17 protein-coding genes and 1 tRNA gene are annotated in these 19,661 nt (G+C 73.3%); 11 read left to right on the forward strand and 7 right to left on the reverse strand.

Going from position 1 to position 19,661, the window contains the following annotated elements; genetic code table 11:
- Positions 1–107: 107 nt before the first annotated feature.
- Positions 108–704, reverse strand: coding sequence for a GNAT family N-acetyltransferase (locus tag ACYVOO_RS33060; RefSeq protein WP_461019395.1), 597 nt, complete (start codon positions 702–704; stop codon positions 108–110).
- A gap of 266 nt (positions 705–970) precedes the next feature.
- Between ACYVOO_RS33060 and ACYVOO_RS33065 the strand changes: the two genes are divergently transcribed.
- Positions 971–2,176 carry a sialidase family protein gene (locus tag ACYVOO_RS33065; protein ID WP_461019396.1) on the forward strand — a complete coding sequence of 402 codons (1,206 nt, stop codon included), beginning with the start codon at positions 971–973 and terminating at the stop codon, positions 2,174–2,176.
- Between the two features lie 20 nt (positions 2,177–2,196).
- Here ACYVOO_RS33065 and ACYVOO_RS33070 read toward each other — a convergent pair whose 3' ends face one another.
- Entirely contained in the window at positions 2,197–3,978 is a 1,782-nt protein-coding gene (locus tag ACYVOO_RS33070) for an adenine deaminase C-terminal domain-containing protein (protein WP_461019397.1), read from the reverse strand.
- Between the two features lie 44 nt (positions 3,979–4,022).
- Positions 4,023–5,399, reverse strand: a complete 1,377-nt coding sequence (locus tag ACYVOO_RS33075; RefSeq protein ID WP_461019398.1) for an NCS2 family permease — start codon at positions 5,397–5,399, stop codon at positions 4,023–4,025.
- A gap of 301 nt (positions 5,400–5,700) precedes the next feature.
- On the opposite strand from ACYVOO_RS33075, the gene ACYVOO_RS33080 reads away from it, so the two are divergent.
- Complete coding sequence (locus ACYVOO_RS33080) at positions 5,701–6,672, forward strand: LacI family DNA-binding transcriptional regulator (RefSeq protein WP_461019399.1); 972 nt, start codon at positions 5,701–5,703, stop codon at positions 6,670–6,672.
- Positions 6,673–6,696: 24 nt separating this feature from the next.
- On the opposite strand, the gene ACYVOO_RS33085 is transcribed toward ACYVOO_RS33080, so the two are convergent.
- Positions 6,697–7,254, reverse strand: coding sequence for a DeoR/GlpR family DNA-binding transcription regulator (locus tag ACYVOO_RS33085; RefSeq protein ID WP_461019400.1), 558 nt, complete (start codon positions 7,252–7,254; stop codon positions 6,697–6,699).
- Here ACYVOO_RS33085 and ACYVOO_RS33090 point away from each other — a divergent pair.
- From ACYVOO_RS33090 to ACYVOO_RS33115, 6 genes are all read left to right on the forward strand, one after another.
- Entirely contained in the window at positions 7,205–7,459 is a 255-nt protein-coding gene (locus ACYVOO_RS33090; protein WP_461019401.1) for a hypothetical protein, read from the forward strand. The two genes, ACYVOO_RS33085 and ACYVOO_RS33090, sit on opposite strands and share 50 nt — an antisense overlap.
- Positions 7,460–7,519: 60 nt before the next feature.
- Positions 7,520–8,194: a TetR/AcrR family transcriptional regulator gene (locus ACYVOO_RS33095; RefSeq protein ID WP_461019402.1), complete on the forward strand. Its 675-nt coding sequence runs from the start codon at positions 7,520–7,522 to the stop codon at positions 8,192–8,194.
- Between the two features lie 281 nt (positions 8,195–8,475).
- Positions 8,476–9,873 (forward strand): MFS transporter, encoded by a 1,398-nt coding sequence (locus tag ACYVOO_RS33100; protein ID WP_461019403.1) that lies wholly within the window; start codon positions 8,476–8,478, stop codon positions 9,871–9,873.
- Positions 9,874–10,040: 167 nt separating this feature from the next.
- Complete coding sequence (locus ACYVOO_RS33105) at positions 10,041–10,928, forward strand: shikimate dehydrogenase (protein WP_461019404.1); 888 nt, start codon at positions 10,041–10,043, stop codon at positions 10,926–10,928.
- Between the two features lie 116 nt (positions 10,929–11,044).
- Positions 11,045–12,889 (forward strand): bifunctional sugar phosphate isomerase/epimerase/4-hydroxyphenylpyruvate dioxygenase family protein, encoded by a 1,845-nt coding sequence (locus ACYVOO_RS33110; RefSeq protein WP_461019405.1) that lies wholly within the window; start codon positions 11,045–11,047, stop codon positions 12,887–12,889.
- Between the two features lie 44 nt (positions 12,890–12,933).
- On the forward strand, positions 12,934–13,572 hold the full coding sequence (locus ACYVOO_RS33115; protein ID WP_461019406.1) for a class I SAM-dependent methyltransferase: 639 nt from the start codon (positions 12,934–12,936) through the stop codon (positions 13,570–13,572).
- A gap of 260 nt (positions 13,573–13,832) precedes the next feature.
- Here the strand turns inward: ACYVOO_RS33115 and ACYVOO_RS33120 are convergent, their stop codons facing one another.
- Both ACYVOO_RS33120 and ACYVOO_RS33125 read right to left on the reverse strand, forming a co-directional pair.
- Positions 13,833–15,536: an AMP-binding protein gene (locus ACYVOO_RS33120; RefSeq protein ID WP_461019407.1), complete on the reverse strand. Its 1,704-nt coding sequence runs from the start codon at positions 15,534–15,536 to the stop codon at positions 13,833–13,835.
- Between the two features lie 126 nt (positions 15,537–15,662).
- On the reverse strand, positions 15,663–16,937 hold the full coding sequence (locus tag ACYVOO_RS33125; RefSeq protein ID WP_461019408.1) for an APC family permease: 1,275 nt from the start codon (positions 16,935–16,937) through the stop codon (positions 15,663–15,665).
- Positions 16,938–17,164: 227 nt separating this feature from the next.
- Between ACYVOO_RS33125 and ACYVOO_RS33130 the strand changes: the two genes are divergently transcribed.
- Both ACYVOO_RS33130 and ACYVOO_RS33135 read left to right on the forward strand, forming a co-directional pair.
- Complete coding sequence (locus ACYVOO_RS33130; RefSeq protein ID WP_453349479.1) at positions 17,165–17,410, forward strand: DUF5133 domain-containing protein; 246 nt, start codon at positions 17,165–17,167, stop codon at positions 17,408–17,410.
- Positions 17,411–17,673: 263 nt separating this feature from the next.
- Positions 17,674–18,432 (forward strand): ANTAR domain-containing protein, encoded by a 759-nt coding sequence (locus ACYVOO_RS33135; RefSeq protein ID WP_461019409.1) that lies wholly within the window; start codon positions 17,674–17,676, stop codon positions 18,430–18,432.
- A gap of 46 nt (positions 18,433–18,478) precedes the next feature.
- Here the strand turns inward: ACYVOO_RS33135 and ACYVOO_RS33140 are convergent, their stop codons facing one another.
- The gene (locus ACYVOO_RS33140; protein ID WP_461019410.1) at positions 18,479–19,411 is read right to left on the reverse strand and encodes a substrate-binding domain-containing protein; all 933 of its coding nucleotides are present in this window, start codon (positions 19,409–19,411) and stop codon (positions 18,479–18,481) included.
- A 170-nt stretch (positions 19,412–19,581) separates the two neighbouring features.
- On the opposite strand from ACYVOO_RS33140, the gene ACYVOO_RS33145 reads away from it, so the two are divergent.
- Positions 19,582–19,653 (forward strand) — tRNA-Cys (locus tag ACYVOO_RS33145).
- Positions 19,654–19,661: the final 8 nt, after the last annotated feature.

Below are 19,661 nucleotides of genomic sequence, written 5' to 3' on the forward strand. Positions count from 1 at the left end.
CGTACGCCGAGTGCGGGGGCGGTGCGACGGGCGTGGTGCGACGGGTTGCGTGCGGCGCTGTGCGGTCGTGGGTACTCCCGTGCGGAGGGCCCGGCGATCTCCCACTGTCACCCGTGGCCGGGACGAAGTCCATGCCCGGGGCGCGAACTCGGGCGGGAGGCGGCGGCCGGTGAGTGGACGCGCCAGATCACGTTGACGCCCACCTCACCGGGGGCCTCCGCGCCCTCGGGCACCGGCACGCGCTCGACCTCCGTGAAGCCCAGACGGCGGGGTACGCCCTCGCTCGCCAGGTTCGCCGCGTCGTGGTGGATCTCCACGCGGTCCGTCCCCGTCAGCGCGAAGCCCTGCTGGAGGAGGGCCGCCGCGGTCATGGTGGCGAGGCCCCGGCCCGTCCATCCGGGGTGGAGCCAGTAACCGATCTCCAGTCCGCCGAGGCCGATCCGCCGCATGAGCCCGCAGCTCCCGATCACCTCGCCACCGGAGGTGATCGCGTAGTTGTACGCCTGCCCTGACGCCCACTCCTCGTCGCTCCGCGCCAGAAAGGCGGCGATCGCGTCGCGGTCGTGGTGAGCCGCCCACGGCATCCACGGGCGCAGATGGGCGAGCGATTCGGTGGCCACCCGGTTCAGGGTGTCGATGTCGTCCGCGCGCCACCGGCGCAGTTCCACCTCGTCGAAGGCGACGGTCTCAGCAGGCTGCTCCATACCAGGGGATGCTCCTCCGAACGGGCGCCCACCAGCAACGCGTTTACCGTCGACGGTCACCGCCGCCCCTCACCGTCACGCACCTCCACCAGGGCGCACCGCACAGGCCCGTACGGGTCCGATACGCCACACGCGGGCCCGACACGCGGGGTGCGCCGCGGGTGCGGACCGCACACTCGTGCCCGGCGCGCCGATGATCGTCGCGGTCGCGCCCACACCCTCATCCCGCGCCCCCTGGAGATCCCTCCATGAGACCCGCGAGTCCTATGAGACGCCGCACGCTGCTCCTCTCGGGCCTGGCCGCCGGAGCCGCGGCAGCCACCAGTCCGCCCGCCACCGCGCGCCCACGACGCGACGCACCCCCGGCGGCAACCCTCCCCGCCGCAGCTCAGAAACCGCTCCACGAGACCCGCACCCTGGCCGTCTCCGGCAAAGGCGCGCACACCTACCGCATCCCGGCGCTCACCGTGACCCGCGACGGGACCCTGCTCGCCGCCTACGACCGGCGCAACCGCAGCGGGCGCGATCTGCCCGGTGACATCGACATCATGGTCAGGGCCAGCCGCGATCTGGGCAGGACCTGGAGCGCGCCCCGCGTCGCCGTCACCCATCCCTCCGACGGTTCCGGGGTGGGCGATCCGAGCCTGCTGGCCGACCGGGACACCGGCCGCGTCTTCCTCTTCCACGCCTTCGCGCCGCGCGGCGTCGGCTTCCTCACCTCGGGCCGCGGCAACGACCCCGAGAGCCGCGAGATCCTCCAGACCGACTGCGCGTGGTCCGACGACGACGGCGCCACCTGGCATCACCGGCGCCTCACCCCGCACCTCAAGAACCCCGCGTGGAACGGCATGTTCGCCGCCTCGGGAACCGGCATCCAGCTCTCCTCGGGGCGGCTGCTCCAGCAGTACGTGGTGCGGCACGACGGCCACAACCGCGCGGCCAGTGCCTACAGCGACGACCACGGCGCGACCTGGCGCCTGGGAGAGCCCACCCGCGCCGACCTGGACGAGAACAAGGCCGTCGAGCTGGCCGACGGCACCGTCATGCTCAACTGCCGTGCCACGAGGGGCACTCGGCGCCTCGTCGCCTACTCACGCGACGGCGGGCTCAGCTACGGTCCGCCCCGCCCCGACCGCGCGCTGGCCGACCCCAAGGTCAACGCCGCCGTGCTGCGCTACGCGCCCGGTACCGGCACGACGAAGACCGACGAGACGGAGGCCGACGAACCGGAGGCGAACTGGCTGCTGTTCAGCAACCCCCGCCACCCCACCGAGCGCCGCAACCTCACGCTCAGCCTCTCCCGCGACAACGGCCGCACCTGGCCCGTCTCCCGGACGGTGGAGAAGGGCCCGGCCGCGTACTCCGCCATGACACGCCTCCCCGACGGCACGATCGCCCTCCTCTACGAGGCCGGGCCGTACGGCAGGCTCGTCTTCGTCCGCTTCAACCTCGCCTGGCTGCTCAAGAAGTGACGGGCCAACAGGCGGCGGAGTCAGAGCACCCCGGCCACGGGCTCCCTGCGGGCCACGTCGATCAGCGACAGGTCGGTGATCTTCAGGCTCGGCGAGACCGCGAGCGTCAGCGTGGACACGCTCATGAAGGGGTTGAGGTGGTCCCAGCCCCACTCGGTGAGGGCCGTACGGACCGCGCGGGCCCGGTCGGCGACGTCGTCGGGCACGCCCCGCGACATCACACCGCCCACCGGCAGCGGCATCCGCGCGGCGACCCGCTCGCCGTGGACGACGGCGACCCCGCCGCCGTCGTCCACCACGGCGGCGGTGGCGGCGGCCATCGCGGCGCGGAAGGTGCCGACGGTGAGCAGGTTGTGGCTGTCGTGCGCGTAGGTGGTGGCCACGGCGCCCGGTGACAGCTCGCGCCCCACCAGGGGCGCGAAGACGGCTCCCGCGCGGCCGTACCTGTTGCGCACGCGCACCAGCGTGACGCGTCCCTCCCACTGGACCTCGCCGCCGCTGACCGGCAGTTCGGCCTCGACGGGCTCGGTGTAGGTGTCACGGGAGTTGACCCGCATGGCGCGGAAGCGGTGGGTGCCGTCGGGCAGGTCGACGCGCCAGCGGAAGGCGTCCTCGTCGGGCCGCTCCACCCGCACGGTGCCCGCGAGCGCCCCGCCCTCCTCGCGCACCCCGGTCTCGGCACGCACCCCGGTCTCCGCGCGCCGCGTGCCCGCCCGCCCGTCTCCCCGCTCCGTCCCCTCGCCGCCGGTTTCGGCGTCGACGGCCACACCGTCGCGGCCGACGATCCTGCCGCCCGCGAAGACGAGCGCCGGGTCGAAGTCGCCGAGTCCGCCACGCAGCAGCACGAGGTCGGCGCGCTTGCCGGGGGCGACCACGCCCCGGTCGTGGAGCCGGAGCCGCTGGGCCGGGGTCCAGGTCATGGCGCGCAGCGCGGCGGCGGGCGGCAGCCCGGCCCGTACCGCGACGCGGCCGATGTGGTCGAGGTGCCCGGTGTTGACAATGTGGTCGGCGGCGAGGTCGTCCGTGACCAGGCACAGCGGCGGCAACTGCGGCAGGGCCAGCAGCGCCGCCACCACGTCGGGCAGCAGGCACTTCTCCTGGAGCATCATCAGCATGCCCATCCGGGCCTTCTCCAGGACCACTTCGGTGCGGTTCTTGGTGTGGTCCGAGTCGACACCCGTGGCCATGTACGCGCTCAGGTCCGCACCGCTGAGGTTGGGGCAGTGGCCGTCGAGGATCACACCGTGGTCGGCCGCTGCCCCGATGACGTCGGCCATGCGCGGGTCGCCGGAGACGACGGCCCGGTAGTCCATCACCTCACCGAGCGCGATCACGTCGGGCCATCCGAGCATCTCGGCGATGTCGTCGGCGTCCAGGCTCGCGCCCGCGTGCTCCAGCCCGGCCAGCGCCGGGACGCACGAGGGCACGCCCCACAGTTGGGTCTGCGCGGTGTCCCTGCCCGCCTCGATCATCCAGCGCATCGCCTCGGCGCCCGCCACGTTGACGATCTCGTGCGGGTCGGCCAGGACGGTGGTGGTGCCCCGGGCCAGGGTGAGGGAGGCGAAGGTGTGCGGGGTCAGGAAGGAGCTCTCCACGTGCATGTGCGCGTCCACGAACCCGGGCGCGATCAGCAGCCCCGTGGCGTCCACCCTGTCGTGTGCCTCGGCGGGCGCGTCCGGGGGCAGCACACCGCTGATGGTGTCGCCGCGCAGCAGCACGTCGGCCGCGAACTCCTCGCCGGTGAAGGCCGAGACGACACGTCCCCCGGTGATGCGGATGTCGTGTGTGCTGTGGTCACTCATGCGTGTGTGCTCCAGGGTCCGGGGTTCGCGGCCGGTCACGCCGGTCAGGGGACGAGGGTGTAGAAGTAGTAGCCGAGCGGGATCATGACGATCCACAGCCCCCACGGGATCTCCCGGAGGCGCCCGGAGACGGCCTTGACGAGGACGTGCGCCGCGAGTCCGACGGCGATGCCGGTGCCGAAGTTGCCGAAGAAGACGGTGGTGGCCACGGTCAGCGCGGCCGGGATGGCATTGGTCGGCTCCTTGAAGTCCACGTTGCGCAGCGCGCCGAGCATGGTGAGCCCGATGAACATCAGGACCGGTGCCGTGGCAGCCGACGGGATCAGGGTGGCGAACGGTGTGACGAGCAGCAGCGCGGCGAAGGCACCCGAGGCGACGACGGACGACAGGCCCGTACGTCCTCCGCTGTCGGCACCGGCCGAGGACTCCAGGTAGGCGGTCATGCTGGGCGCCCCGAGCCCGGCGCCCCCGATGACGGCGGCGGAGTCCACGTAGAAGGGCCTGCGGACACCGGGGATGTTGCCCTCGGCGTCGGTGAGTCCGGCCCGGCCCGCGACGGCCAGCAGGGTGCCCGTCATGGAGAAGAACTCCGAGACGAAGAAGGCGAAGATGTAGGGGAAGTACTCGGGCTTGAGCGCGCCGATCAGATCGACGTGGAAGGCGACGGGCCCGGGGCTGTCGGGGCTGCCGAAGAGGCTGTCGGGGATCTCGGTCACACCGAGCGGCACACCGGCCACGGTCACGACGGCGATGGTGATCAGGAAGGCGCCCGGCGCCTTGCGCGCGCTGAGCCCCGTCAGCAGGAGCAGCCCGCCGAGCGCCAGCAGCGCCGTGGGCTGGGAGAGGTCGCCGAGGGCGAGCGCGTCGCTCTCGGGCTTGGCCACGACGAGGCCGCTGTCCCGGAACCCGAGCAGCGCGATGAAGAGCCCGAGCCCGCCGCTGACCGCGTACTTGAGGTTCAGCGGCATCAGCCGCGTCACCAGATCGCGGATGCCCAGGGCTGTGAGCAGCAGGAACGCGATGCCCGACCAGGCGACCATGCCGAGCGCGTCGTCCCACGGGACGTGGTCCTGGCCGACGATGGTGACCGCCACCAGTGCCACGCCGCCGAGGCCGGGCGCGAGCACGAAGGGGAGGTTCGCGAACAGCCCCATGGCGAGCGTCGCGAGGACGATGGAGAGGATCACCCCGGTGGTGACCGGGCCGTGCGGGATCCCGGCCTTGGCGAGCTGGCCGGGCACGACAACGACCGCGTAGGCGGCGGCGACGAACATCGACAGCCCGGCGACGACCTCGGTGCGCGGCGTGCTGCCCCGCTCGCGGACGCGGAACGTGCGCTCCAGGAGCCCGGCCTTTGCGGCGGGCCCGCCTCCGGAAGCGGGCGCGGGTGTGGTTCCGGAGTCGGTCTCGGGGTGGGGCATGGCTACCTCGACGGGGATGGCGGGACCGCGAGCGGGGGCGGCCCGGAGCGGCCCGGCGGCGTCGACGGGACGGGAGGGCAGGACAGGGCGGGACAGAACAGGACAGGGACGGGTGGTGGCACGCAGACCTGGGAGCGAGGGCGCTCCCGGCTGGTTCCGGTCTCTGCAACCGTTCGGTGCAACCGGTTGCAGAGACCGGTTGCAGATAGGATGGCACGGCGCGGCGCCCCTGTGAAGACGGGCCCCGTCCCGGCGCGCCGAGCGCGGCGTCCGGGAGCCGACCGGCCGGAGGGGAACGAACGTGGCGACGCTGGCTGATGTGGCCCGCGAGGCCGGTGTGTCCAAGGCGACGGCCTCGCGCGCACTGATGCGCCCCGACATGGTGGCGACGGACACCCTGGAGCGGGTGCGGGCCGCAGCCGAGCGCCTGGGCTTCCAGGCCAACCGGGCGGCCCGCGCGCTGACCACGGGGCGCACCGGCATGGTCGGGCTGATCGTGCCCACCCTGGCCAACCCGTTCTTCGCGCCCCTCGTACTGGGCGCGCAGCGGGCGGCCGAGGAGACCGACAGCCATCTGCTGGTGGCCGTCTCCGAGTACAGCGCCGAGCGCGAGGAGGCGCTGGCCGCGCGGCTCTCGCAGCAGGTCGACGGGCTGGTCATGGTGGCGCCCGTCGGGGAGGACGCCGCGCTGCGGGAACAGGCGCGCCGCCGCCCGCTGGTCCTCGTCGACCGCAGGGTGGGGCGGCTGCCCGCTGTGGTCCTGGACACCGCGTCAGGCACGTCCGAACTCGTGGGCCATCTGCTGGAACTGGGCCACCGCACCCTCGGCTATGTGTCGGGGCCGCCGGGGTCCTGGGCGGACGAGCGGCGCCGCGAGGCCATCGCGCGCAGGACCGAGGAGGGCGGCGGGCGGCTGCGCGTGCTCGGGCCGCTGCCCCCGACCTTCGACGCGGGCATCGCGGTCGCGGGAGAGCTGCCCGGCGAGGTCACGGCCGTCATCGCCTACAACAGCTTCCTCGCGCTGGGCGTCCTCCACGGGCTGACGGCGGCCGGGGTGCGGGTGCCGGGGCGCGTCAGCCTGGCCGCCGCCGACGGGCTCACCGCGCTCGGGGCGACCACGCCGGGGGTGACCGCGCTGGACGTGCCCGTCGAAGAGGCGGGCGCGCTGGCGGTCACCCGTCTGCTGGAGGTGGGCGCGGGGGTGCGGCGCACCGTGTCCACGCGGCTGCCGACGCGGCTGAGGGTGCGCGAGTCGACGGCGCCGCCCGGCTGAGAGGCGACCCGTCGGCCCCAGGTGTCAGCGGGCCGCCGGGCGCAGCGTGGCCGGGTCGGTGCCGGGGAGCACGAGGCGCACTCCTTCGCGCTGGAGCCGCCCGGCGATGGGCGCCGGCGGTTCCTCGTCGGTGACGACCGCGTCCAGGCGGCCCCAGTCGCACAGCAGGACGGGCGCGGTGGCGGCGAACTTGCGGTGCCCGATCAGCAGGACGACGCGGTCGGCTATGTCCATCAGTGTCTCCTTGACCTGGCGTTCGACGTCGGCCGAGGCGTAGATTCCGCGTTCGTCGACGGCGGCGGCGCCGAGGTAGAACGTGCGCACCTTCAGGCGCTTGGCCATCTCCACGGTGGGGGTGCCGACGAGGGCGCGGCTCGGCGGGTAGAAGTCGCCGCCCAGGGCGATGCCGCGGACGCCGGGGCGGTCCATGAGCAGGTCGATGACGGGCACCGAGTGGGTGACGACGGTGCCGTGGAAGCTCTCGGGGAGCGCGTCGGCCAGCTGGAAGGCCGTGGTGCCCGCGTCGACGGCGATGACGTCGTCGTCGCCGACGCAGTTCGCCGCGATCCTCGGTGGCCTCACCCCGCTCATCGCCACCTCCCTGCTCGCCCTGGGCGGCGGGCGCCCCTGGCTGGTCGCCGCGTTCACCGCGGCCGTCGCGGCGCTGTCCTGGGTGTGCGTCCTGTTCATCGGCGACCACCGCGCGCACCGTACGGAAGGCCCGCGCACGCCGGGACGACCGGCGCCGCCCGAGGGCACCCCGCCGCCCCACCGCACCCCGATCTAGACTGGCCGGTGCCGATTCCCGTGCCGATTCCGGTGCCGATCCCCGCCCGCGAGGAGCCGTATGACCGCCGCGCCACCGCCGACACAGCCCTCGGGACGGCAGCGCGACGCGGCCCGTACCCGCGCCGAGATCCTGGACGTCGCGACGCAGGAGTTCGCGCGGCTCGGATACACGGGCGCCCGCATCGACGAGATCGCCGCGCGCATCCACACCACGAAGCGGATGATCTACTACTACTTCGGCGGCAAGGAGCAGCTCTTCACGGCGGTGCTGGAGCGGGCCTACACGGTCATCAGGCAGCAGGAGAAGGGGCTCGACGTCGGGCATCTGGACCCCGTCGCCGCCATCCGCCGCCTGGCCGAGCTGACCTTCGACCACCACGAGGAGCACCCGGACTTCATCCGGCTCGTGTCCATCGAGAACATCCACGAGGCCGAGCACATCACCGGCTCGGCGACGCTCAGCGAACTCAGCTCGCCCGCCATCGAGGTCATCGGCCGCATCCTCGAAGAGGGCCGCGCACAGGGCGTGTTCACGGCGGACGTGGACGCGGTGGACCTGCACGCGATGATCAGCTCGTTCTGCTTCTTCCGGGTCGCGAACCGGCACACCTTCGGTGCCCTCTTCGGCCGCGACCTGACGGCGCCGGACCGGCGGCAGCACTACCGCACGATGCTCGGCGACATGGTCCTCGCCTATCTGACCGGGGACACCGCGGCACCTCGCCGCCACTGAGCCACCGCCCCGTCCCGCCCCCTCCCGGTCACCCGGTGAAGTGTTTCGGCGAGATGTCTTGACAGTGACCCGAGAGCGGTTCACGATCCATACCCAGCGTAATTAACTATCTAGTACGTTAATTTTCCGCGCCCACCCGCGCCCACCCAGCCGGAGGCCCCGACGGCCCCGGCCCGCCGTGGAAACCCCCGGCGGGCCCGCCGCCCCTTCCCCACCCGCCCCACCACCCGACGCCTCCCGGCTCCCGGAGAGGCGCGGGTGCCCGCCCCAGAGGAGCACGCGTGTCCGCTCACTCGCACGACCCGTCGGCACCGTCGTCCCCGGGCCAGTCCCCCGAGTCGCCCGCGGCGGCCCGCGGCAAGCCACGCAAGGCGGCCCTCGCCGCGTGGATCGGCAGCGCGCTGGAGTACTACGACTTCTTCATCTACGGCAGCGCGGCGGCCCTCGTCTTCCCCAGAGTCTTCTTCGACCCCGACGACCCGGCGACCGCCACCCTCATCTCGCTGGCGACCTTCGGTGTCGCCTACGCGGCCCGCCCCGTCGGCGCGCTGATCCTCGGGCACGTCGGGGACCGGCTCGGACGGCGCAAGATCATGGTCTTCACGCTGATCCTGATGGGCCTGTCGACGTTCGTCATCGGCTGTCTTCCGACGTACGCGCAGATCGGCACCGCGGCACCCGTGCTGCTGGTCCTGATGCGCGTGTGCCAGGGCCTCTCGGCCGCGGGCGAGCAGGCCAGCGCCAACTCGATGACGCTGGAGCACGCCCCGGAGCACCGCCGGGGCTACTACACCAGCTTCACCCTCAACGGGACCCAGGCCGGGCAGATCCTGGCGACCCTCGTCTTCATCCCCGTCGCGGCCCTGCCCGACGAGCAGCTCTACACCTGGGGCTGGCGCATCCCCTTCCTGCTGAGCATCGCCGTCTCCGTCGTCGGCTACCTCATCCGCCGCAACCTGGAGGAGACCCCGGTCTTCGAGGACGCGTCCGCGAGCGACGCGGTCTCCAAGCTCCCCCTCGCCGACCTGCTGCGCGACCACTGGGCCGACGTGCTGCGCGTGGTCTGCGGCGCGCTCATCGCGACCGTCAGCACCATCTTCACGGTCTGGGCGCTGTCGTACGCGACGAGCGACGCGGCCGGGATGGACAAGTCCGCGATGCTGTGGGTCGGCGCGCTGGCCAACGCCGTCGCGCTGATCACCATCCCCCTGTGGGCGAAGCTCTCGGACCGTATCGGCCGCAAGCCGGTCTTCCTCTTCGGCTCCCTCGGCTCGGGTGCCATGGTCTTCGCCTATCTGTGGGCGATCTCGACGGGCAGCTACCCCCTGGTCTTCCTCACCGGCATCCTCTTCTTCGGTGTCGTCTACAGCGCGGCCAACGGCATCTGGCCCTCCCTCTACGGGGAGATGTTCCCGACGCGCGTGCGGCTGTCCGGCATGGCCATCGGGACGCAGATCGGCTTCGCCGTCGCCGGGTTCGCGGTCAGCTTCGCCGAGCAGCTCTCGGGCGGCGGCGAGTGGCTGGGCGTCGCGGTCTTCACCGCTGTCATCTGCGCGATCTGCTCCCTCGCCATCGCGACCGGGCGCGAGACGCACAAGGTGCCGACGGACCGGCTCGGCGAGAAGCCGCACCGGGGCGCGCCCGCGCCGCCGAACGCGGCGGAGTCGGTGTCGGCCTGAGCGCGCGGCGCGCGGCGCCCCACACGCGACGCGCGACGCTCCGTGGCCGTCCCCCGCGCCGGGGGCGGCCCCGGGGCTTGCCGTACCCGGACAGCGGCGCGTGCCGCGCCCGGACAGCACAAGGGGCGCCCGTACCGTCGCCCACGTACCACCAGGAAAGAGACCCGATGACCACGCCCACGCGCGTCCCCTCGTACTCGTACCTCACCGGCCTGATCGGATCCGGCATCGGCCCCTCGCTGAGCCCGGCGCTGCACGAGCGCGAGGGCGACCGGCACGGTCTGCGCCTCCTCTACCGCACCCTCGACCTCGATGTGCTCGGCCTCGGCCCCGAGTCCGTCGGCGAACTGCTGCGCTCCGCGCACACCCTGGGCTTCGACGGGCTCAACATCACGCACCCCTGCAAGCAGGCCGTGACCCGGTACCTCGACGAGCTGGCGCCCGAGGCGGCGCGGCTCGGCGCCGTCAACACCGTCGTCTTCCGGGACGGTCGGGCCGTCGGCCACAACACCGACGTCACGGGTTTCGCGCAGTCCTTCGCACGCGGGCTGCCGGGCGCCCCGACGGGCGGCGTCGTGCAGCTCGGCGCGGGCGGCGCCGGTGCGGCCGTCGCGCACGCGCTGCTGACACTGGGCACCGACCGGCTCACCGTGGCCGACAGGGACGAGGAGCGGGCCGCCGCGCTCGCCCGCACGCTCGGTTCGCGCTTCGGCGCGGGGCGCGCCGACCACGTCGCGCTGGCCGGTCTCGGCGGACGCCTCGCGCACGCGGACGGGCTGGTGCACGCCACGCCCACCGGCATGGCGGCGCATCCCGGGCTCCCGCTGCCCGCCGCGCTGCTGCGGCCAGAGCTGTGGGTGGCCGAGGTGGTCTACCGGCCGCTGGAGACCGCGCTGCTGCGCACGGCGAGGGAGCTGGGCTGCCGCACGCTCGACGGCGGCGGCATGGCGGTCTTCCAGGCCGCCGACGCCTTCCGGCTGTTCACCGGCAGGGAGCCGCATGCGGAGCGGATGCTCGCCGACCTCGCCGACCTCGTGGGCGCCCCGGCGGCGTGAGGGAGCGGGCGCGGAGCATGGGCCGTGAGCCGTGCACCGTGCCGCACGAAGAGAGCCGAGAAGGCCGAGACAAGAGAACCGGAAACCGGGGACCCGGAACCGTGAGGAGCACCCCCATGCGCAAGTCCATCGCCACGGTGTCGTTGAGCGGCTCGCTCTCCGAGAAGCTCGGGGCCGTCGCAGCCGCCGGATTCGACGGTGTCGAGATCTTCGAGAACGACCTGCTCGCCAGCCCGCTGAGCCCCGAGGAGGTCAGGAAACGCGCCGACGACCTCGGCCTGGGCATCGACCTCTACCAGCCGTTCCGCGACTTCGAGGCCGTGCCCGAGGACGTGCTGCGCGGCAATCTGCGGCGCGCCGAGCAGAAGTTCGCGGTGATGGAACGGCTCGGCGCCAACATGATGCTCGTCTGCTCCAGCGTCTCGCCCGCCTCGGTGGACGACGACGAACTGGCCGCCGACCAGCTCCGCCTGCTCGCCCGGCGCGCGGAGGCGCACGGCATCCGGCTGGCGTACGAGGCGCTGGCCTGGGGCCGCCACGTCAGCACGTACGACCACGCCTGGCGGATCGTGGAGCGCGCCGACCACCCCGCGCTGGGCACCTGCCTGGACAGCTTCCACATCCTCTCGCGCGGCTCCGACCCGCGCGGCATCGAGCGGATCCCCGGCGAGAAGATCTTCTTCCTCCAACTGGCCGACGCGCCCCGGATGGCGATGGACGTCCTCCAGTGGAGCCGCCACTACCGCTGCTTCCCCGGCCAGGGCGGATTCGACATCGCGGGCCTCGTGGAGGCCACGCTCCGCGCCGGGTACACCGGGCCGCTGTCGCTGGAGATCTTCAACGACGTGTTCCGGCAGGCCGACGCGTCACGCACCGCCGTCGACGCGATGCGCTCGCTGCTCACCCTGGAGGAGGCGGCCGGGCTCGCCTCTCCCCCGGCGCCCGTCGTGCCCTCCGCCTTCGCCTTCGCCGAGCTGGCCGCCGCCGACACCGAGCCGCTGCGCGCGCTGCTCGGCGCGCTGGGCTTCGCTCGGACGGGGCGGCACGGCGGTAAGCCGGTCGAGCTGTGGGAGCAGGGCGAGGCGCGGCTCGTCGTCAACACGGCGGGCGGGGTGGGCACGAGCCGTCGCGAGGGGCCTGCGCTGACGGCGCTCGGGCTGGAGACGCCTGACCCCGGCGCGGCCACCCGGCGCGCCGAGTCCCTCCTCGCGCCCGTGATCCCGCGCCGCCGCACGGCGGACGACGTGCCTCTGGAGGCCGTCGAGGCGCCCGACGGCACCGAGCTGTTCTTCTGCCGCACCGGCCACGCCGACCACCCGAGCTGGACGGACGACTTCGCGCCCGTGCCCCGGGAGGACGCGGGTACGGGGGCGGGACCGGGACAGGGACAGGGCGGCACCGGGGTCACGCGGATCGACCACGCCGCGCTGACCCAGCCGTGGCACCGCTTCGACGAGGCGTCCCTGTTCTACCCGAGCGTGCTGGGCCTCCAGCCCAACGAGAGCCTGGACCTGGCCGACCCGTACGGCCTGTTCCGCAGCCGCGCCGTCGCCAACGACGAGGGCACCCTGCGCATCGCGCTCAATGTGGCGCCCGTGCCCGGCGAGCGGGAGACACGCCCGCAGCACATCGCGCTCGCCACGGACGACATCGTCGCCACGGCGCGCCGGGTCCGCGAGCGCGGCGGCGGCCTCCTGCCGATCCCCGACAACTACTACGACGACCTCGGCGCCCGCCACGGCCTCGCGGACGACACCCTGGCCACGCTGCGCGAACTGGGCATCCTCTACGACCGCGACGAGTACGGCGAGTTCCACCACTGCTACACGGTGACCGTCGGCCAGGTCTTCTTCGAACTGGTCCAGCGCACCGGCGGCTACCGCGGCTACGGAGCGCCCAACGCCACCATCCGCCTCGCGGCCCAGCACACGGCCGAACTGGGCGGCCGGCCCGCACGCTGACCCACGCCACGACCCGCGCCGCCCCACGCGGCTACGCTGCCCCGATGCGCGACCGGGTCCCCGAGCCGTACTGGAACACCAACGTCGCCCGTCACCCGGGCATCCTCCGCGCCGTGCCCGAGGGGTGCGGCGACGCACTGGACGTCGGCTGCGGTGACGGGCTGCTGGCACGGAAGCTGACGCGGCTGGCCCGGCACGTCACCGGGATCGACTCCTCACCCGAGATGATCGCCCGCGCGCTCGACGGGAGCGGAAACGGGGACAGGGGCAGGGACGGGGACGGGGCGCGCCTCACCTTCGTCGAGGGCGACGTCCTCACCGCCCGGCTGCCCCTCGCGGGCTACGACTTCGTCTGCTCGGTATCCACCGTCCACCACATGGACTTCGAGGCCGCACTCTCCCGCATGCGCGAGCTGCTGCGGCCCGGCGGCACACTCGTCGTGGTCGGCCTCGCCCGCGAGGGGAGCCCGGCGGAGTGGGCGGCGACGGTCGCCGCCGCGCCCGTGGTGCGGGCCGTGAAGGTGCTGCGCCGCGCGCACGGCCCGGAGGGCATGCCCGTCGCCGACCCGCGGATGAGCTACGCACAGGTGCGGGCCGCGGCACGGCGGCTGCTGCCCGGCGTGCGCTACCGGCGCCATGTGCTGCGCCGTTACTCGCTGACCTGGCACAAGCCCGCGCCCTGAACCCGTCGGACGCTCGGCCCGTGTCAGCCCGTGTCAGCCCGCGAACTTGTCCACGCACCAGCCGATGGCACCGATGGCGATGACGACCCACACCGCGCCCTCGATCCAGTCCGAGACGCCGAACCGCGTTTCGTGCTTCGATTTCTCGCTCATCCCCGTGCCCCTCCCGGCCCCATCTGTCATGATCACGCGGTCCTACGTATACACGAGGTCACGGCACGTGGAGGCACCGGACCCCGTGCGACGCCAGGGAACGCGGGTCAGGTGCCGGGCGCCGGGTCCGGGGTGCGCAGGCCGAGTTCGGTGACCGCCGCCTCGCGCATCTCGACCTTGCGCACCTTGCCCGTCACGGTCATCGGGTACGCGTCGACGAGCTTCACATAGCGCGGCACCTTGTAGTGCGCGAGCCTGCCCTCGCAGAACTCGCGCAGCGCGCCCGCCGTCAACGGCGCTGCGCCCGGGCGCAGCCGGATCCAGGCCATCAGCTCCTCGCCGTACCGCTCGTCGGGGACGCCGATGACCTGCGCGTCGAGGATGTCGGGGTGGCCGTGCAGGAACTCCTCCACCTCGCGCGGGTAGATGTTCTCGCCGCCCCTGATGACCATGTCCTTGATGCGGCCCACGATGTTCACGTAGCCGTCCTCGTTCATCACGGCCAGGTCGCCCGTGTGCATCCAGCGCGCTGCGTCGAGGACTTCGGCGGTCTTGTCCGGCTCGTTCCAGTAGCCGAGCATCACGGAGTAGCCGCGGGTGCAGAACTCCCCCGGGGTGCCGCGCGGCACCGTGCGGCCCGTCTCCGGGTCGACGACCTTGATCTCCAGGTGGGGGTGGACGCGCCCGACCGTCGAGGTGCGCAACTCCAGGCTGTCGTCGGCGCCGGTCTGGGTGGAGACAGGTGACGTCTCGGTCATGCCGTAGCAGATGGTGACCTCCTCCATCCCCATCTCGCTGACGACGCGCTTCATCACCTCGACCGGGCAGGGCGAACCGGCCATGATGCCGGTGCGCAGGGTGGACAGGTCGTACTCCGCGAAGCCGGGCAGCGCCAGCTCGGCGATGAACATCGTCGGCACCCCGTACAGCGAGGTGCAGCGCTCCTCCTGCACCGCGCGCAGGGTGGCGGCCGGGTCGAAGCCGGGCGCCGGAACGACCATGGTGGCGCCGTGCGACGTGCAGGCGAGGTTGCCCATGCCCATGCCGAAGCAGTGGTAGTAGGGGACGGGGATGCAGACGCGGTCGCGCTCGGTGTAGCCGCAGCCCTCGCCGACGAAGTAGCCGTTGTTCAGCAGGTTGTGGTGGGTGAGCGTGGCGCCCTTGGGGAAGCCGGTGGTGCCGGAGGTGTACTGGATGTTGACGGGGTCGTCCGCCGTCAGCTCCCGCGCGCGCCGCGCGAGCGCCGACGGGTCGGCCGCGCGGCCCGTCGCCATCAGCCGCTCCCACTCGGGCTCCCCGATGAAGACGACCTCGCGCAGGTCCGGGCACTCGTCGCGGACGTCCTCGACCATCTTGCGGTAGTCGCTGGTCTTGAACGAGGGCGCGGACACCAGTACCGATATGCCCGACTGCCGCAGCACGTAGGAAAGTTCGTGGGTGCGGTACGCCGGATTGATGTTCACCATGATCGCGCCCAGCTTGGCGGTCCCGTACTGCGTCAGGACCCACTCGGCGCAGTTGGGCGCCCAGATGCCCACCCGGTCGCCCTTGCCGACGCCGAGCGCGTCCAGTCCGAGGGCGCAGGCGTCGACGTCCTCGACGAGTTCCCGGTACGTCCAGCGGCGCCCCGTCGCGCACTCCACCAGCGCCTCGCGGGTGCCCACGCGGGCGGCCGTCCGGTCGAGGTCGGCGCCGATGGTGTCGCCGAGGAGGGGGAGAGATGAGGTTCCCGAGGCGTAGGAGAGGGCGAGGGCGGGAGCGGAGGCGGGGGCGGCGGGTGGTGGTACGGAGCCGGTTTCCGGTGCGGTCATCGTGAACCACGGCCTTTCTGCTGACCACTTGCGCGAGCGACTGCGTGAGCGTGAGAGGGAAGGTACAGCGCCGTGCGCCGGAGGGAACCCCGTCCGACGCGGAACACCCGCACCACACCTCTTCGCTCAGTGCCCGCCCTCGCGTGCCCTCGCGGCCCGTACTCCGTAAACGACCGCGCCCGCCGCCAGCACGGCGGCCCCGGAGACGACGGAGGAGAGCGGCAGCGCGAAGGCGAGCGCCGCGCATCCGGCCAGCCCGGTCAGCGGCACGAGACGGGGCGGGCGCCCCTCCTCGCGGGCGAGGGTCCACGCGGAGGCGTTGGCGATGGCGTAGTACGCCAGCACCCCGAAGGAGGAGAAGCCGATCGCGCCCCGCAGATCGACGCTCGCGGCGAGGACGGCGACCACGGCCCCGACGGCCATGGCGGCGCGGTGCGGTACGCCGGAGCGGGGGTGGACGGCGGCGAGCGAGCCGGGCAGATGGCGGTCGCGGGCCATCGCGAGGGTGGTGCGCGAGACGCCGAGGATCAGCGCCAGCAGTGACCCCAGCGCCGCGAGGGCCGCGCCGGCGCGTACGGCCGGCGCCAGGCCCGGTGTTCCGGCGGCGCGGACGGCCTCGGCGAGCGGCGCCCCCGCGTCGGCGAGCCCGCCGGAGCCGAGCACGGCCAGGGCAGCGGCGGCGACCGCCGCGTACACGCACAGGGTGATGCCCAGGGTGAGGGGGATCGCGCGGGGGATGGTGCGGGCCGGGTCCCTGACCTCCTCGCCGAGGGTCGCGATGCGCGCGTACCCGGCGAAGGCGAAGAACAGCAGCCCGGCGGCCCGCAGGACGCCGCCCGGTGTGGCGTCGGCGCCGACGGCCAGCCGCTCGGCACGGGGTGCGTCACCGCTCAGGCACGCGGTCACCACGGCGGCGAGCACCGCCAGGACGACGGCGACGATCGCGCGGGTCGCCCACGCGCTCTTCTGGACACCGGTGCAGTCGAGCACCGTCAGCGCCACCACGGCGGCGACGGCCACCGCGTGCGCCTGCCCCGGCCACACGTACGTCCCCACGGTGAGCGCCATCGCCGCGCACGAGGCGGTCTTGCCGACGACGAACGCCCAGCCCGCCAAGTAGCCCCAGAACTCCCCCAGTCGCTCGCGCCCGTAGACGTAGGTGCCGCCCGAGGCCGGGTAGCGGGCCGCGAGCCGCGCCGAGGAGGTGGCGTTGCAGTACGCGACGAGCGCGGCGAGGGCCAGCCCCGCCAGCAGCCCGGAGCCCGCGGCACCCGCCGCGGGGCCGAGCGCGGCGAAGACGCCCGCTCCGATCATCGACCCGAGCCCGATCACCACCGCGTCGAAGACGCCCAGTCGCCGCTTCAGTTCCCCCGTGCCCGCCGGGATCCCGCGCGCGCTCATCGCTCGCTCCCTCGTCTCGGTCCCTCGTCCCGGGCGCACGGTAGCGGAACGGCGTGTCCGTGCGATGCCGCACGCCTGGCGTGGCGCGCCACACGCCGATCAGTGGGTTCTCTGGGGCCGTTCATGCCTCGCGAAGCGATACGAGCCTCACTCGTACGCATGATCACTTCACCCATGGGTACCGCCGTACCGTGACCCGCGACGGGGAGAGCGAGAGGAGAAACACCGTGCTCATGGCCCATTCCGCCGTGCTGCGGAACCTGATCGAGCAGTACGAGGCGCTGGTGGTCCTCCACGCCGAGGACGGCAGCGCCGAGGTACAGCAGCGAATGGACGACGTGGCCTACGCGCTCTGCGTGTCCACGGGCACCCGTGACGTGGACGCCGCGCTCATAGCGGCCCGGCACCGGCTGCCCGGAGCACGTGTGGAGGACGACTCCGCTCTCGCCCCCGTGTCCGGCGACCGGGCCTGACCTGCCGGGCCGGGCCCTTGTTCCGGCCCGGCCCGCTTCCGGACCCGCCTCCGAAGCCGCCGCCGGGTCCCGGCTGAGCCGGGGCTGAGTATGGGGGGACGGCCAAGATGTCGCGCGTATGCCCGATCCCGCCGCCTTTTCGGGTTACATTCGCGACGGCGTGGAACTCAGCGAATACGACAGCACGGCAGGGGCACACAGGGTGTCCGCAGGAAGCCCTGTGGAAGTACGGAGGACGGTGGTTCATCGCGATGTCGAGGGCCATGCAAGCGAGGCGGCTGGCACGCGCGCTCTCCGCTCTGGCGGAAGCGCCGGAGGAGGAGGGCGCGCTGCCCTCACTCCTGGTCCAGCACGGCATGACGCTCCTCGACGCCGCCGCGGCCGGGGCTCTCCTCACGCTGCCCGGCGGCCGTATCACCGACGCTGCGGTGTCCTGCCCGTGCGCGCGTGAGTTGCAGGACCTCCAGATCCGCCACGAGCGGGGGCCCGGCTGGGACCTGTGCTTCACCGGCACACTCCTGCCGCAGACGGATCTGCGGCAGGAGGACTGCCGGAACCGCTGGCCCGCCTTCACCGCCGCCGCCCTCGCGGGCGGTTACGCCGCCGTCACCGCAGTACCGCTCCAGCGGGGCCGACGGCTGCTCGGATCGCTCACCCTGCTGCACCACCAGCAGGGAACCGTCGACGCGGACGGGCTGGAGATCTGCCGGTCCCTCGCGCAGGCAGCGGCCCTCGCCCTCAGCCTGCGCGAGGAGAGCAACCGCGCGGCTCAGCTCCAGGGCGCGCTGGACAGCCGGACGGTGATCGAGCAGGCCAAGGGCGTCCTCTCCGAGCGGCACCGCTGTCCCCCCGACCACGCCTTCACCCTGCTGCGGGAACACGCCCGCAGGAACCAGCGGCGCCTGCACGAACTCGCGCGCCAGGTCGTCATCGAGGCGGCCGAGTCCCCCGCCTCCCCGCTCCTCGGGCCGCGTCACCCGCCGGACTCCTCCTCGGCGCGGGGCGTCGGCACTCCCGAATAGCCCCGCAGAGCCATGGGCGTAGACCCGTGAACCGGTCGGAACTCGGCTACGAGGGCCGGGCGGTGATCTCCAGGATCTCGGCCACGTGCTCGAAGAAGCGGGCGTGGGCGAGCGGGCTACAGGGCAGTTCGGGGTTCCAGGGCACGAACGTGGCACGGGCCGCGAGCGCCTGCCACCCCGCGCCCTGCCCCGTCCGCTCCGGAGAAGCAGGGGAGGCGGGGGAAGCCGGGGCGACGGGGGCGACCGCGTTGCCGCGCATGTCGCTCAGCACCACGTCCGGCGCGAGCGCGGCGGCCTCCTCCCAGCCCGTGGTCGACCAGTTGGCGCCGGGTCCCGCGGGCGGTTCGACCATGCCGACGCCGTGCTCGGCCAGCGCGAACAGATCGGCCCACGCGCCGGGCCGGGCGAGATGGACGCTGTCGGGCCCCGCGGGCGAGAGGGCGAGCACGCGCGTGCGGGACGCGGCGTCCGCCGCGGCGCGGAGCCTGCGCGAGGCGGCGCCGAGCGCCTCGGCTCCCGGCACTTCCGCGCCCGCGCCCTCCCCCACGCCCAGGGCGCGGGCCAGCGCGGCGAACCGCTCCCGTACCGCCGTCAGGCTGTGCCCGGCGCCCACGCCGAGCGCGACCGTCGGAACATGTCTCTCCAGCTCAGCGGCCTGCGCGGGGTCGAGGCCGTAGGCGCGCTTGCCGTCATAGGTGACGGCGACGAGGAGTTCGGGCCGCACCGCGAGGACGTCCTCCGTGCGCAGTGCGCTGCCCGCGCCGAGATAGGGGACGTTGTCCAGTGGCAGGTTCCCGGACTTGGCGCGGTCCGGCACGGCACCGTCGTGCTGGGAGCCGAACACCCCGACGAAGCTGAGTCCGTGGTCCCATAACGCCGCCGCTGCCTGAAGGTAGGCGACCACCCGCAGCGGACGGTGCTCCGCCGTCGCACGGTGACCTCGGTCGTCCAGAAAGTGCCAGGCGGTCTCGGACGTCATGGTGTCAAGTCTGCCCAGCACGAGGGGAGTCGGCACCACACCGCGAGGGCGTGCGGAGAGGGCGGCACCCGGTGTGTGTGAACCGGGTGTTGCGCCTTCATGGCGGCGCACCCGGTTCTCTTGCCACCCCGGGCACACGGCGGCCTATGGTTCCCGTGTGTCACCGACACGGCCGTGTGCCCGAGTGGTTCAGGGGCTCGCCTGCAAAGCGAGTTACGTGGGTTCGAATCCCGCCACGGCCTCTCCGGAC

It is taken from the genome of Streptomyces daliensis (assembly GCF_054782395.1).